Source organism: Natronomonas halophila, assembly GCF_013391085.1.
GTDB lineage: Archaea > Halobacteriota > Halobacteria > Halobacteriales > Haloarculaceae > Natronomonas > Natronomonas halophila.
Window position 1 is genome coordinate 802017 of sequence record NZ_CP058334.1, and the last position, 13387, is coordinate 815403.

Genomic DNA, 13387 nt, shown 5'->3' on the forward strand with positions numbered 1-13387 from the left:
ACCAATGGTTGGCGGGTGGAGGTCACCCGCCGGACAGCCCGACATGGTGTCGGCGCTGACAGGCGTCTCTACGGATTCCATCTCCGAAGGGGTACTGCCAGCAATTGCCGCCGGGTTTATGAGACAGATAGGAAGCAGACGGGCGTTCGCGCCTCAGTAATACCAATCGTACTTCTCGAAGTTCGGTTCGCGGTTCTCGTTGAACGCCTGCCGCCCCTCGCGGGCTTCATCAGTCATGTAGCCGAGACGCGTCGCCTCCCCCGCGAACACCTGCTGGCCGATGAGGCCGTCCGTATCCATGTTGAAGGCGTATTTGAGCATCCGGATCGCCATCGGCGACTTCGAGAGGATTTCGTCGGCCCACTCTAAGGCGACCTCCTCCAGTTCCTCGTGGGGGACCGCCTCGTTGGCCATCCCCATATCGACGGCCTCCTCGGCGGAGTAGGTCTTTCCGAGGAAGAACACCTCACGAGCCTTCTTCTGGCCGACCTGTTGGGCGAGATACGCCGACCCGAAGCCGGCGTCGAAGGAAGCGACGTCGGGGTCGGTCTGGAGGAACTTGGCGTTCTCCTCGGAGGCCAGCGTCATGTCACAGACGACGTGCAGCGAGTGACCACCGCCGACGGCCCACCCCGGCACGACGGCGATGACCGGCTTCGGAATGTGCCGAATCAGCCGCTGGACTTCGAGGATGTGTAGTCTGGGGGCATCCTGCTGCTCAGCCTCGTTCTCATCGTCTTCATACTCGTAGCCCGCGTCCCCGCGAATCCGCTGGTCGCCGCCCGAACAAAACGCCCAGCCGTCGTCCTTCGGCGAGGGGCCGTTGCCCGTCAGGAGGACACAGCCGATGTCGGTCTGGCGCTTGGCGTGGTCCAGCGCCGTGTAGAGTTCGTCGACAGTCTCCGGGCGGAAGGCGTTCCGCACCTCCGGACGGTCGAAGGCGATTCGGACCGCGTTGACGTCCGTCCCGCGGTGGTAGGTGATATCCTCGAAATCGTCCGTAATCGGCTCCCAGCGGTCGGGGTCGAAGAGGTCTGAGACCATACCGGAACCGGGAGCGCCGACAGCAAAAACCCACCCGACTGCGGCCAGTCGTTAGGACAGTTCGGCGAGGACGCGCTCCTGGAGGGCCTGGCGTTCCTCGTGGCTCCGCTCGCTGTCGGTGACGACTTCGATGACCTGCGTACCCTCGCTGCCGACGGACTCGGTATACAGGTCGCGGAACCCCTCACGGTCCCTCGTGCGCGCGAACTCGATATCGTAGATGTCCGCGGACCCCTCGAAATCCAGTCCGTGCGGCGTCCGGAACCACTCCTCGAAGGTGTCGTGGTCCTCGATTGGGAGCAGGCGGAAGATGCCGCCCCCATCGTTGTTGATACAGACAATAGTTGCGTCGACGTCACAGCGCGAGACCGCCAGCAGGCCGTTCATGTCGTGGTAGTACGCGAGGTCTCCCAACACGGCTATCAGCGGGTCGTCAGTTCCGGACCCGGCACCAAGAGCGGTCGATACGATGCCGTCGATGCCCGACGCGCCGCGGTTTCCGAGGACGGTCAGATTCGCTTCACGCGGCCGGGCGAATCGGTCGAAATCCCGGACGGGCATCGAGTTCGAGACGAAAACCGTCGCCGGGTCCGGCGCCAGTTTTGCGATGTCAGCAAGCACAGCACCCTCCTCAGGTTCGTTCCCTTCGACCACACCCCAGTAGTCGGCTTCGGCCTCGCGGAAACGTTCGCTATAGGCGCCCGGTTCGCGGCCGACCGCACTCGCCAACTCCGTCGCCAGTCGCGTTTCGTCGGCCACCACGAGGTCCGTCGCCGTGAACGTCGCCTCGCGCCACCCGCCGGCCGGGTCGACGACGAACTGCCGGGCACCCGAGTCACGGAGGTACTGTCGCAGCGGTTTCGAGGTCGGTGAAGCGCCGAACCGGAGAACGACGTCCGGCGACTCCTCGATAGCGCCGATATACGAATCGTAGCCGCCGCAAATCGGCGTCTCGGCCATCCCCAGATGAGCGCCGAACCGCTGGCCCGAAAGCGGGTCCGCGAGTACCGGAAAGCCCGTCTCGCGTGCGAGGCCGAGCAGGGCATCGCGGGCCGGCGTCGGACGGTTGGCCGGTCCACAGACGATGAGTCCCGAGGTAGCGTCCTCGATTGCGTCGGCCATCGTTCGCCGGTCGGTCTTCGAGAGGCCAGCGCGGCCCTGCGTGACGTCGACGAACGGTCCGTCACGGCCCTCGATGGCGAGGGGATGCTCCGCGGCAAAATCGTCGGACACGGTCGCATCGGGGACTGCCTCGGAGAGGTCCGCCGCGCGGGCGCCCGGTTCCAGCGGCTTTCGGAGCGGGACGTTCAGGTGGACCGGACCGGGTTCGGTGCCAGTCGCCGTTCCGACGGCCCGACAGAGCGTCGTCCGCAACGAGCGGAGTTTTCGGTCGGCAGCCTCGGGTTCGGGGAGCGTCCGATAGTCCCGAACCGCATCGCCGTAGATGTCGTGCTGGTCGATGGTCTGGTTGGCACCGCTGTCCTGCAGTTCGGGTGGCCGGTCGGCCGTCAACAGCAGCATCGGGACGCGGGCCTGATTGGCCTCGACGACGGCCGGATGGAAGTTTGCCAGCGCGGTTCCGGAGGTACAAATCAGGGGGACGGGGTCGCCGGTCCGTTTCGCTCGGCCAAGCGCAAAGAAGGCCGCCGACCGCTCGTCGAGCAGCGACAGCGCCTCGATATCGGGGTGTTCCGCGAAGGCGACCGTTAGCGGCGTCGACCGACTTCCGGGCGCAAGTACGGCCGTCTCGATGCCCGCCTTCGCCAGTTCGCCCGCAATTATTTCGGCCCAGAGGCTGTTGACGTTCCGGGCCATTACTCCAGTTCGTCCAGAATCGGCCGATATTTCAACTGTACCTCGTCCCACTCGCGGTCCGGGTCCGAATCCGCGACGATGCCGACGCCCGCAAACAGTGTCGCCATGTCGCCGCGGGCAACCGCCGAACGAATGGCGACCGAAAACGAGCCGTAGCCTGCGGCGTCGAACCAGCCGACGGGGGCGGCATACCAGCCGCGCTCGAAGGGTTCGGTATCCCGAATCGTCCGCAGCGCCTCGTTCGGGGGGAGGCCGCCGACGGCGGGCGTCGGATGCAGCGCCTCCACCAGCGTCAGAACGTGTTCGTCGTCCGCCAGTTCGGCCGTAATCGGCGTCTCGATGTGCTGGACCGTCGCCAAGCGCCGGATGCGGCGCTGGCCGGTCTGGATGGCCGCGGCGTAGGGGTCCAACTGCTCGCGGATGGCGTCGGCGACCAGTTCGTGTTCGTGGACGTTCTTGTCGTCGGCCAGCAGTTCCTCGGCGAGCCACTCGTCTTCCTCGGGAGTGTCACCACGGCCAGTCGTCCCCGCGAGCGCGCCGGTCTCGACCGTCCGACCGCGGAGGCCGACCAACTGCTCGGGCGTCGCACCGAAGAAGCCGGCACTCCCGTCGTCGGGTTCGAAAAGGAATCGGAAACAATCCGGGTAGGTGTCGCCGAGTCGGGCCAGCACGTCCGGCAGCGAGAGCGGTCGTTCCAGCGACGCCTCCAGCGCCTGTGCGAGGACGACCTTCCGGAGTTCGCCGGCCTCGATGCGGTCAGTCGCCGCGGTGACACTCTCGCGCCATTCGCCCTTCGAGGTGGTCCGCTCGCGGGCGCGAACCCCCGGCGGGTCGGTGCCCTCGCCGGCCGGTGGGAGCGAGGCGAGGTCCTCCTCGGCGGCCTCGAGTCGCTGCTCGACGGCGTCGGGGTCGGCATCGACCGCGTTGACGGTGAGCCACGCGCCGTCGTCGGTGTAGGTGAGTTGGATGCGCGGCAGGACGAACCCCGCGCCCGGGTAGCCCGCCCACGGGTCGTCGCCGGTGTGTTCGTCGTGAAACGCGAAGCCGCCGAAAAACCGAGGGCGGGCCGCGAGCGCGCCAGCGTGGACGTCCCCGACGGCGAACAGGTCAGCGGCCGATTCCCGGACGGCCCGAAAACGGTCGGGGCCGTCGGCGGTTATCGTCGCCGCCGTTCCGCTGCCGACGACCGTCGCCTCGTCGGGCGCCGCCCAGAAGGTCCGGGGGGCGTCCGCCGCCGCAAGCGCCGCCTTCGGCTCTGGCGCCGCGGGCAGTCGCATCGACCGGCTGACGAGCCCCGCCGAGGACGGGGCGGCCTCCTCGCTCCGCAACGGTTCCATTACCACCGTCTTGGGACCCCACCGTTTTAGGTTACCCGTTCAGGGACGGCGCCATAGAAGAGCCGACTTACAGTTTCGATTCCGCGTCGTCCGCGAGTTCCTGCATCCGCTTGCCGATACGGCCGGCATCCGAGAACTCGTCTTCGCTCATCACGTTCGCCAGGGCGTTTCCGAGGACGAACACCGCGTGTTTGTGTTCACTTTTGGACTTGTGAACGTCGTCCGGCGTCACGTCCAGACCTTCGTAGGCGTCGAAAATCGAGCTATCGACGCTGTCCATGTCCTGAAAGTGTTCCATAATCGACACCATCTTGGCGTGCAGCTCCAGAAGCTCGTCTTTGTGCATATTCGTGGGTACTGGAAGACGGCGTTTAACGCTTGCGCGGCAACGCGGCACACACCAGCACGCGGATACCGAACTGTACGTACGAGTACAGCGCAGCCGCTAGACGGGCGACAAGCCGGAAAAACGGGTTAGAAGACGTACTCGTCGTCGTGGCCCATCATACCGTCTTCTTCGAGACCGGGGTCTTCGTCCTCCATCGGACCGCTCGTCTTGTAGGCTCGAAGACCGGTCGAGAGTAACTCTTCGATTGCTTCCTCCCGGTTTACGAATTCGCCCTTCTCTACGAGCTGGGCGATCTGCATCTCCAGATGCTCCGGGATAGTCAGGTGTACCTTCGGCATCGGAACGTTGGAAGCTTCGGGGATGGGGTATTTAACGTTGACGGGCTTTTTTTGCCGCGAGCAAATTCAACCCTCGGTGACCGAAAGTATCTTTTGTGAACCGTTCACTCCCGTTGCCCGCGAGAGGTGCCAACCCCGAACGACAGGCCTACCTGTTTTCGACTCGAATCGCCGGCCATGAAGGACGTTACGGACCTCCACCGGGAGTTCGACGGCAAACGCCTCCCGCCCGGCCAGCGGGAAACCAGTCGCTTTCCCGTCCTCTCGAAGGGCGAGACGCCATCGGTGCCGACCGACTGGACCTTCGACGTCTGGGGAGCCGTCGACGACGAACTCGCCCTCTCCTTCGCGGAGTTCAAAGACCTCCCCAGCGAAACACAGACGCAGGATTTCCACTGTGTAACCGGCTGGTCCCGCTTCGATTGTGAGTTCCGCGGCGTCACCTTCCCCACGCTCGCCGAGCACGCCGGGGTCACCGACGACGCCGTCCACGTCATGTTCCACGCCCACGACAGCTACACTACGAACCTCCCACTCGAAGACTGCATGCGCGAGGAGGTCCTCTTCACCTGGGAACTCGACGGCGAACCACTCCCCGCCGAACACGGCGGCCCCATGCGCGTCGTCACGCCACACAAATACGCCTACAAGGGCGCCAAGTGGGTCTCCGGCGTCGAGTTCCTCACCGAACCCGAACGCGGCTACTGGGAGAAGCGCGGGTATTCGAATACGGCGAATCCGTGGGAAGAACAGAGATACGCATAGCCACTTTTTGCACGCTCCGGCGGCCTGGCGCGCTACGGCGCCAGACCCGCCTCCGCAGTCATCAGATTCCCGCGGGAATCTGATGGGCAATCAGACCGCTTCGCGGTCTGATGACGGCAAAAACATGGGGAAAATATGCGCGACTCGCTTCGCTCGTCTTCCAACGCTCTCGTTCGCTGCGCTCACGAGACCTTCGGACGCCCCCTCGGAGGATGCTATCCCTATTGATTTTATAATCAAGCTACGCCCGTCCGCCCCCACGCTTTTCGTCGCGCCGGACGCTGGTTCGCACATGTCGAACGACGAGTCGGCCTCTATTGCCGTCGTCGGGTCCTACAACCACGACATGTCCGTGACGGTACCGGGGATTCCGGTTCCCGGCGAGACGGTTATGGGCAAGGATTTCGAGCAGAACGCCGGCGGGAAAGGCTCGAATCAGGCCATCGCGGCCGCACGAAGCGGTGGCGAAGTAGCGTTTATCGGAGCCGTCGGTGACGACCGATTCGGCGAATTCGCACGGGAGTTGTGGGACGAGGAAGGTATCGATTGCTCGGATGTCGTCACTGCTGATTCGTCAACGGGTGTCGCACTCATCCACGTCGAAGAGGGCGGCGAGAACGCAATCGCCGTCGCACAGGGGGCGAACCACGAACTCAATGGGGCTGACGTCCGCGAGGCGGCGGCGACCATCGGGGGTGCTGACGTTCTGCTCACACAACTGGAGACCACCATCGACTCCGTTCGAGCGGCCGCTACGGTCGCCGACGAAGCGGAGACGGAGGTCATCCTCGACCCCGCACCCGCCCAGGAACTCCCCGACGAACTCATGGCCGCCGTCGACGTGGCGACGCCGAACGAAAGCGAGGTGCGCATGCTGGCCGGCCACGACCCCGACGCTGCCATCGACGAGGAACGGGCTGCCCGCGACGTGCTGGACCGGGGTCCCGACGCCGTCGTCGTGACGCTCGGTGCCGACGGCGCGCTCGTGGTGACCGACGGGGAGTCGACGACAGTATCGCCCATCGAGGCCGAAGTGGCGGATACGACTGGCGCCGGCGACGCGTTCAACGGCGCGTTCGCGGTCGCTCGCGGTGAGGGACGCGGCATCGTCGAGGCAGCCGAGAGAGGGGTCGCTGCGGGCGCGGCCGCTTGCACCGAACGCGGTGCCGTCCCGTCGCTCCCCTCGCGTTCGGCCATCGACTCGTATCTCGACTGAAAAAGGAAGAACAGCCTACTTCAGCAGCGAAATCATCTCACAGGAGATGACCGTCTGGTCGCGCTGATTGACGATTTCGACCTCGTTCTTGACGGTGCCGTTGCCGGGGCCCTCGTCTTTCTCGCGGGTTTCGACGACTTCCGTCTCGACGTGGATGGTGTCGCCGATGAGGACCGGTTGGCGGAACCGGAGGTTGTCCATGCCGTAGAAGGCCACGACGGCCTCCCGTTCCTCCGGTGTGCGGTTCTGCCACAGCAGGCCGGTCGCGGCGGAGAGGACGAGCATGCCGTGGGCGATGCGCTCGCCGAACGGCGAGTCGCTCATCCGCTCTTCGTCGGTGTGCAGGTGGTTGAAGTCCCCGGAGATGCCCGCGAAGTTCATCACGTCCGCTTCGGAGATGGTTCGGCCCTGCGTGCGGTCGGTGTCGCCTTCCTCGATTTCGTGGAAGACGCTGGGTTCGTCGGTGTTAGTGTCGCTCATTGGTCTCTGAAGAGTCGGTAGCTGGTGCCGCCGGTAGCGACGACTTTCTCCTCGCCGTCGTGCAGCGTCGTGACCTCGCTTTCGGTAAAGCCCATCGAGCCGCCCGCGCGGACGACTTCGGCTTCGACCCGCAGGTCGTTGCGGGCGGGCCGGACGTAGCGGACGTTGAGGTCCGTCGTCGTCAGCATCGCGGACTCGGGGTTCTCGAACGTCGACCGGAGCGCAAAGCCCGAGGCGGTGTCGATGACCGTCGCAGTGACGCCGCCGTGGACCGTCCCCGAGGCGATGTTGGCGAACTTGTCGTCGAAGGGCAATTCGAAGACGACGTGGCCGGGTTCGACCGTCTCGATGTCGAGGTTCAGCCACTGGAAGAGGCCGTGCTCCTGAAGTGCGGCCTCCAGCACGTCGTCGTGGTCGGCGGCACCCTCGCTACTCATCGTGGCTCACTTCCCTTCGAATTCGGGGTCGCGGTCCTCCATGAACGCCGAGGCGCCTTCCATCATGTCGTCGGTCGACAGCAGGAGGCCGAAGGCCTGCGATTCGAGTTCGAGGCCGGCGGAGATGTCCTGGTCGCGGCCCTCGTTCATCACCTTCTTGGCCTTCCGGAGGGCGATGGGCGCGCCGTTGACGAGGTCATCGAGGAACTCCTCGACGGTCTCGTCGAACTCGTCCTCGGAGACGGCGCGGTTGATAAGGCCCCAGTCCTCGGCGGTTTCAGCGTCGATGCGCTCGCCGCGGAAGACGAGTTCCTTCGCGCGGGCCTCGGTCAGCATGCGGATGGCGCGCTGGGTGCCGCCGCCGCCCGGCAGCAGGCCGAGATTGATCTCGGGGAAGCCGAACGACGAATCCTCGGTGGCGATACGGAGGTCACACGCCAGCGCGAGTTCGTGGCCGCCGCCGAGACAGAAGCCGTCGATTTTGGCCAGCGTGGGTCGCGGGAAGTCGTTGACCGTCTGGAAGACGGGCGTGACCTCGACCTCGTGGGGGTCGATACCGGAGAAGCCGGTGATGTCCGCGCCGGCACAGAACGCGCGGTCGCCCGCGCCTTCGAAGGTGACTGCGCGAACCTCGTCGAGGTCGGCGTTCTCGAGGACGTGGACGATTTCGTCCATCATGTCGTCGTTCAGCGCGTTCATGCGGGCCTGCCGGTCGAGTTCGACTTCGAGCAGGCCGTCGTCGTTCAGGTCGACGTTGATGGTCGTGTAATCACGCTCGCTGTCCTCGCCGTACTCGTAGAAGCCCTCGCCGGCGTCCTCGCCGGTCTTGCCGTCCGCGACGAGGTCTTCGAGGTAGTCGGCGGGTTCGTAGCGCTCGGCACCCGTCTCCTCGTGGAGGGTTTCGAGTTTGTCGAGCACTTCGTCGAGGCCGATCTTGTCGGCGCGGCGGCAGGGGCCTTCGGGGAAGCCGGCACCGAGACGGAGACCGGTGTCGATGGCGTCGGGCGTCGCGACGTCGTTGCCGATGAGTTTTGCAGCCTCGTTGATGATGCGTGCCTCGACGCGGAGCCAATCGAAGTCATCGGAGACGTCCTCGGGGCCGTAATCGGCACCCTCGCCGTCCTCGTAGTCGTAGTAGCCCTTGCCGGTCTTCTGGCCGAGTTCCTCGGCTTCGACCTTCTCCTCGACGATGGGCGGCACGGGCTGTCCGGCTTCCTTGCGGACGTGATAGCCGATGTCGATGCCCGTCAGGTCGCCGAGTTCGAACGGTCCCATCGGGTAGCCGCGCTCGTGGACGAGCGTGGCGTCGGCCTCCCGAATCGTGGCCTCGCCGTTGCTGACCATCCAGCCGGCCTCGTCGCCGAACGGGCCGAGCACGGAGTTGACGACGAACCCGCGAACGTCCTTCCGGACGTAAATGGGCGTCTTGTCGATGGATTCGACGAAGTCGTAGGTTGTCTCGGCCGTCTCGTCGGAGGTTTCCTCGCCGTAGATGACCTCGACGAGGTCCATCTTCACCGGCGGGTTGAAGAAGTGCATCCCGACGACCTGTTCCGGTCGGTCGGTCGCCTCCGCGATGTCCGTGATGGGAAGCGAGGAGGTGTTGGAGGCGAGGATGGCGTCCTCGGGAGTGTACTCGTCGAGGTCCGAGAAGATGTCGTGTTTGATGTCCATCTCCTCGGGCGCGGCCTCGATGACGAGGTCGACGTCCTCGACGGCCGCTTCGAGGTCCGTCGTCGTGTCGATGCGGTCGAGGACCTCGGCGGGCGCCTCGTCGATGCGGCCCTTCTCGGCGAGTTTTTCGAGGGACCACGAGATGTCCTCGTAGCCGTCCTCGACGAACTCCTCTTTGATGTCACGCATCGTGACGTCATAGCCCGCGAGCGCGACGACTTCCGTAATACCGTGTCCCATGTTGCCCGCGCCGAGTACGGCGACGCGGTCGATGGCATCGAGAGTCATACGACTGCTTCTGTCGGCGGAAACCCCTTAAGGCTACCTCATGTCGTTATCGTTGTTAGGCACACAGCCAGATGTGCTAAGGGTTGTAAACCAGACGTCACCGAAACGAATCCGTTGTCCGAGGTGTTGAGAGTGTTTTCCGGTTCGGAAGATATTTTTTCACGCACGGAAAAGAAACACCCATGAGCGCGGAGACGGAGGATCGCATTCTCGAGGTCCTCGAAGACGATGCGCAGGCCTCCTACGCGGAGATTGCCGAGCGCGCCGACGTATCGAAACCGACCGTCCGGAAATACATCGACAAACTCGAATCCGAGGGCGTCATCGTCGGCTACTCGGCCGACATCGACCCCAAGAAGCTCTCGGGGAAATCCATCGCCCTCGTGGGCATCGACGTGGCCAGCGAACGCTACGTCGAGGCCACTCAGGAACTGAAGGCTCTCGATGCCGTCGAGTCGCTGTACACCTCCAGCGGCGACCACATGCTGATGGCCGAGGTCCGCGCGCCCGACGGCGACGCCGTCGGCGAGGTCATCGCCGAGGAAATCCTCGAAATCGAGGGCATCGAGGCCGCCCACCCCTCCTTCCTGCAGGAACGCCTGAAATAACCCGCCGTCCGTCTCCGCCCGCGGCTTTCCGTCGCCCGTGCTGTTTTGCCGGTCGCCGCCCAACAGTAGCTATGGCCACCTACCAGCGCGAGACCTGGGTCGACGCCCCGCTCGAAGACGTCTGGGCGTTCCACTCCACCATCGAGGGCCTCGAAAATCTCACCCCCGAATACATGCATCTCGACGTCCACGAGGTCGTCGGCCCGGACGGCCAGTCGGACCCCGAGATTCTGGCCGCCGGCACGCGCATCGAGATGTCCATCCGGCCGTTCGACGTGGGGCCACGACAGGTATGGACCTCGCTCATCACCGAGCGCGCCGAGTGGGAGGGCGCCGCCATGTTCCACGACGTGATGGAGGAAGGCCCGTTCCCGACGTGGGAACACACCCACCGCTTTTTCGCCGACGACGGCGGGACAGTCGTCTCCGACCGCGTCGAATACGAACTCCCGGGCGGTCCGCTCGGGAAGGCGGTCTCGCCGCTCGGCTGGGTCGGCTTCGAACCCATGTTCCGCGGCCGCCACCGGACGACGAAGCAACTGCTAGAGTAACGTCCGGAGATGCGGCGTCACGCGAGAAGTGAACCCACGAACCGCTACTCGACTGCTCGCCAGGTGGGAGCGGCCTCGAGTTCCCGCATGGCTGTCCGAACCTCGGAACGGATAGCGCCGTAAAACTGCTCGCGTCCGACCGGCGTGCGAATCCGGATGACGGCCGTCTCGCCGGTGACGCCGAAGACCGATAGCGACCAGTTGTCGTTCCGGCGTTCCCAGCGCCCGAGGGGCTCGGCCGTCTCGTCCTGAACGGTTCGCGACCCGAGTTCCCAACTCATCCGGGTCAGATGGGACAATTCGAATGGAACGAGGGATGGGAGAGAAGCGGCACCAGCGGTCCCGTTCGGACTGTCATGAACTGCCATATCACGAGAAGTGGCGTCGCGCGGCAAAAACCCATCTATTTCCACGAGAGGAGTTGCCAATGCCCTTACAGGCTCAGTGCGGCCCACATCAGGACGCTAGCGAGGATAGGTATGGTGAGGTTGTCGTCGACGACCCATCCGCGGATTATCGGCTTGACGCCGTCGGCGACCATCGCACCGAAGGCGCCGGCGGCGGCCGCAAGCGGCGGGACGAACGGGTAGGCAAGCGCGAAACTCACGAGGAACATACTGACGAGCACCCGCGGGCGGGCGACCGGGCGGAGTTCGTCGCTGGAGAGGATACCGCCGATGGGGTCGGCCAGCATCAGCATGAACAGCGCCGGAACCGCGATATCCGGCCGAAAGACCAGCACGACGATGGTACTGCTGAGGACGTACAGCGCATACCCCGCGACGGAATCCTGTTCGTACTCCCGGGTCAACTGCTCGTAGATGGCGTGTTCGAGGCCGCCGTAGAGGCGGGCGGCTTCCAGGAGGGCCGTCACGACGAGTCCGACGGCCGCGAGGGCCTGCACGACCCGCCAGGTGACGAGTCCGACCCCGTAGTGGGCGTCCAGCAGATAGGCAGCGGGGACCACCGCCCCCGAGGCGTGGACGACCCGGCGGCGAATCTCGAAGGACATATCCGGTCCGTCGGCAGCGGGGGACTTAGATTCGGTCGGTTTCGACCGCGGCGACATCCCAACGGCCACCAATATATTTGTCCGTTCCATCCAACGGGGGGATGATGAGCCAACAGGACCCCCCGGTCGACCTCGGGAGCGACGCCGCATGGGTCGCCGCCGCAATCTTGCTTGCGGCGTGTCTCAGCGGCGCCGTCGTCCTCGCCGAGTGGCCCTTCTGGGGGGTCCAGATCGACCAACCGGAGGACCCCGACCTCGTTACCGTCGGCGACGCCGAAACCGAACTGTGGCCCTACACGGCCCGCGCAAAGCGGTTCGAGGCGCGCACGCTCGGCATCAACGTCGTCTTCTACGACGACCCCGAGAGCGTCGAAACCGCACTCAGGGAGCGGTCGGCGTTACGCTGGGAGGAACAGTCCATCGATACCGTCGGCAACGAGACGACGAACGGGACGGCAACCGAGACAGCAGCCGAACCGACAAACGGGACGGCGGACGGAACGTCGAACGGAACAACGACGGAGACGCCCGCCGAAGAGCGCGTGGAGTTCGACCCCGACGCCGAGCGCATCGAGGACGCCATCAAGTTCCGCGAAGCAGAGGGCGCAAAGCGGTACACCTACGTCGAAACCGACGGCGAGGGCGTCTGGCTCGAAGAATCCTACCAGTTACACTCCGGGGACTATCTCGGCGCCCGGATGCATATCCGGGCCTACAACGACCCCAACGACGAGTGGACGGCAGTACAGGTCCACGAGGAGCACTGGGACTGGTTCCGCCTCCGCCATACCGTCACCGGCATCGACGACCCCCAGCGGAAACTGGAGGCGGACTTCATGGGTGAACCCTACGTTGCCGAAGTGGTCAGACAGCCGTTCGGCAACCGGACGGCCGACGGCGACGGCTGGGCGTCGGTCATCTCGCTCGCGGCCGCTTCAGTGATGTTCTTCGGCCTCATGGGACGAATCCGACACGTCAAACGAGCAACGCGCCGGTTCACCCGCCGTCAGCGCCGCGAACTCGCGCTCGGTGTCACCGTCTTCGCGCTGTATCTGAGCGTTCGTGCTCTCGGCATCCTCGGCGAAACGCTGGCGACCGACCTCTCGCCGAAGGTCATCGCCGCGCCGCTGTATCTCCTCTTGGCGGTGGGGACGCCGACCGTCGCGTATCTGCTCGGCCGGGGGACCGACCGCACGTGGGGCTTTGCCTTCGCCGCTGCGGGCCTCGGGACGGCCTTCGTCGTCGACTTCGCCCTGATGGGCGTCTCGCTCATCCCGCTTCGGGTCGTCCTCCACCGGGGGGCGGTCGTCATCGCGCTCGGCCTCATCGCCCTCGGCGGGGCGCTGGCCGCCAAGCAGGACGAATACCCATCACCGCTTTTCGTCGGCGTTCTCGGGTGGTTAGCGGCGCTTTTCGCCCCGCTTTTCGGCTACCTCTGAGGCTCGGCCGACGAAGAAGCTTATAAGCATCCAC

15 protein-coding genes are annotated in these 13387 nt (G+C 65.2%); 5 read left to right on the forward strand and 10 right to left on the reverse strand.

Features of this window, described 5'->3' with window-relative positions; all coding sequences use genetic code 11:
- Window positions 1–153 precede the first annotated feature (153 nt).
- The 5 genes from HWV23_RS04455 to HWV23_RS04475 form a co-directional block, all read right to left on the reverse strand.
- Window positions 154–1044: a 1,4-dihydroxy-2-naphthoyl-CoA synthase gene (locus HWV23_RS04455; RefSeq protein WP_178289222.1), complete on the reverse strand. Its 891-nt coding sequence runs from the start codon at window positions 1042–1044 to the stop codon at window positions 154–156.
- A 51-nt stretch (window positions 1045–1095) separates the two neighbouring features.
- The gene (menD, locus tag HWV23_RS04460; protein ID WP_178289223.1) at window positions 1096–2859 is read right to left on the reverse strand and encodes a 2-succinyl-5-enolpyruvyl-6-hydroxy-3-cyclohexene-1-carboxylic-acid synthase; all 1764 of its coding nucleotides are present in this window, start codon (window positions 2857–2859) and stop codon (window positions 1096–1098) included.
- Window positions 2859–4196, reverse strand: coding sequence for an isochorismate synthase (locus HWV23_RS04465; protein ID WP_178289224.1), 1338 nt, complete (start codon window positions 4194–4196; stop codon window positions 2859–2861). Before HWV23_RS04465 ends, menD begins: the two co-directional genes overlap by 1 nt.
- 67 nt (window positions 4197–4263) lie before the next feature.
- Window positions 4264–4542 (reverse strand): UPF0058 family protein, encoded by a 279-nt coding sequence (locus HWV23_RS04470; protein WP_178289225.1) that lies wholly within the window; start codon window positions 4540–4542, stop codon window positions 4264–4266.
- A 128-nt stretch (window positions 4543–4670) separates the two neighbouring features.
- On the reverse strand, window positions 4671–4883 hold the full coding sequence (locus HWV23_RS04475; RefSeq protein WP_178289226.1) for a ribbon-helix-helix domain-containing protein: 213 nt from the start codon (window positions 4881–4883) through the stop codon (window positions 4671–4673).
- Between the two features lie 177 nt (window positions 4884–5060).
- Here HWV23_RS04475 and HWV23_RS04480 point away from each other — a divergent pair, with 177 nt between their 5' ends.
- Together HWV23_RS04480 and rbsK are read left to right on the forward strand one after the other, a co-directional pair.
- The gene (locus HWV23_RS04480; RefSeq protein WP_178289227.1) at window positions 5061–5648 is read left to right on the forward strand and encodes a sulfite oxidase-like oxidoreductase; all 588 of its coding nucleotides are present in this window, start codon (window positions 5061–5063) and stop codon (window positions 5646–5648) included.
- A 292-nt stretch (window positions 5649–5940) separates the two neighbouring features.
- On the forward strand, window positions 5941–6864 hold the full coding sequence (rbsK, locus tag HWV23_RS04485; RefSeq protein WP_178289228.1) for a ribokinase: 924 nt from the start codon (window positions 5941–5943) through the stop codon (window positions 6862–6864).
- Between the two features lie 15 nt (window positions 6865–6879).
- Here the strand turns inward: rbsK and HWV23_RS04490 are convergent, their stop codons facing one another.
- The 3 genes from HWV23_RS04490 to HWV23_RS04500 are packed head-to-tail and all read right to left on the reverse strand — an operon-like array spanning window position 6880 to window position 9743.
- A complete protein-coding gene (locus tag HWV23_RS04490; protein WP_178289229.1) occupies window positions 6880–7344 on the reverse strand; it encodes a MaoC family dehydratase in 465 nt (154 codons plus the stop codon).
- On the reverse strand, window positions 7341–7781 hold the full coding sequence (locus HWV23_RS04495; RefSeq protein WP_178289230.1) for a PaaI family thioesterase: 441 nt from the start codon (window positions 7779–7781) through the stop codon (window positions 7341–7343). The genes HWV23_RS04490 and HWV23_RS04495 overlap by 4 nt, the downstream gene beginning before the upstream one ends.
- Window positions 7782–7787: 6 nt before the next feature.
- Window positions 7788–9743: a 3-hydroxyacyl-CoA dehydrogenase/enoyl-CoA hydratase family protein gene (locus tag HWV23_RS04500; RefSeq protein WP_178289231.1), complete on the reverse strand. Its 1956-nt coding sequence runs from the start codon at window positions 9741–9743 to the stop codon at window positions 7788–7790.
- A 182-nt stretch (window positions 9744–9925) separates the two neighbouring features.
- Here HWV23_RS04500 and lrpA1 point away from each other — a divergent pair, with 182 nt between their 5' ends.
- Together lrpA1 and HWV23_RS04510 are read left to right on the forward strand one after the other, a co-directional pair.
- The gene (lrpA1, locus tag HWV23_RS04505) at window positions 9926–10351 is read left to right on the forward strand and encodes an HTH-type transcriptional regulator LrpA1 (protein WP_178289232.1); all 426 of its coding nucleotides are present in this window, start codon (window positions 9926–9928) and stop codon (window positions 10349–10351) included.
- Between the two features lie 71 nt (window positions 10352–10422).
- Entirely contained in the window at window positions 10423–10902 is a 480-nt protein-coding gene (locus tag HWV23_RS04510; RefSeq protein WP_178289233.1) for an SRPBCC family protein, read from the forward strand.
- Between the two features lie 44 nt (window positions 10903–10946).
- Here HWV23_RS04510 and HWV23_RS04515 read toward each other — a convergent pair whose 3' ends face one another.
- Window positions 10947–11270 carry a hypothetical protein gene (locus tag HWV23_RS04515; protein ID WP_178289234.1) on the reverse strand — a complete coding sequence of 108 codons (324 nt, stop codon included), beginning with the start codon at window positions 11268–11270 and terminating at the stop codon, window positions 10947–10949.
- Between the two features lie 65 nt (window positions 11271–11335).
- Window positions 11336–11914: a diacylglycerol/polyprenol kinase family protein gene (locus HWV23_RS04520; protein ID WP_178289235.1), complete on the reverse strand. Its 579-nt coding sequence runs from the start codon at window positions 11912–11914 to the stop codon at window positions 11336–11338.
- 104 nt (window positions 11915–12018) lie between these two features.
- Between HWV23_RS04520 and HWV23_RS04525 the strand changes: the two genes are divergently transcribed.
- Window positions 12019–13353, forward strand: a complete 1335-nt coding sequence (locus HWV23_RS04525; RefSeq protein WP_178289236.1) for a hypothetical protein — start codon at window positions 12019–12021, stop codon at window positions 13351–13353.
- Window positions 13354–13387: the final 34 nt, after the last annotated feature.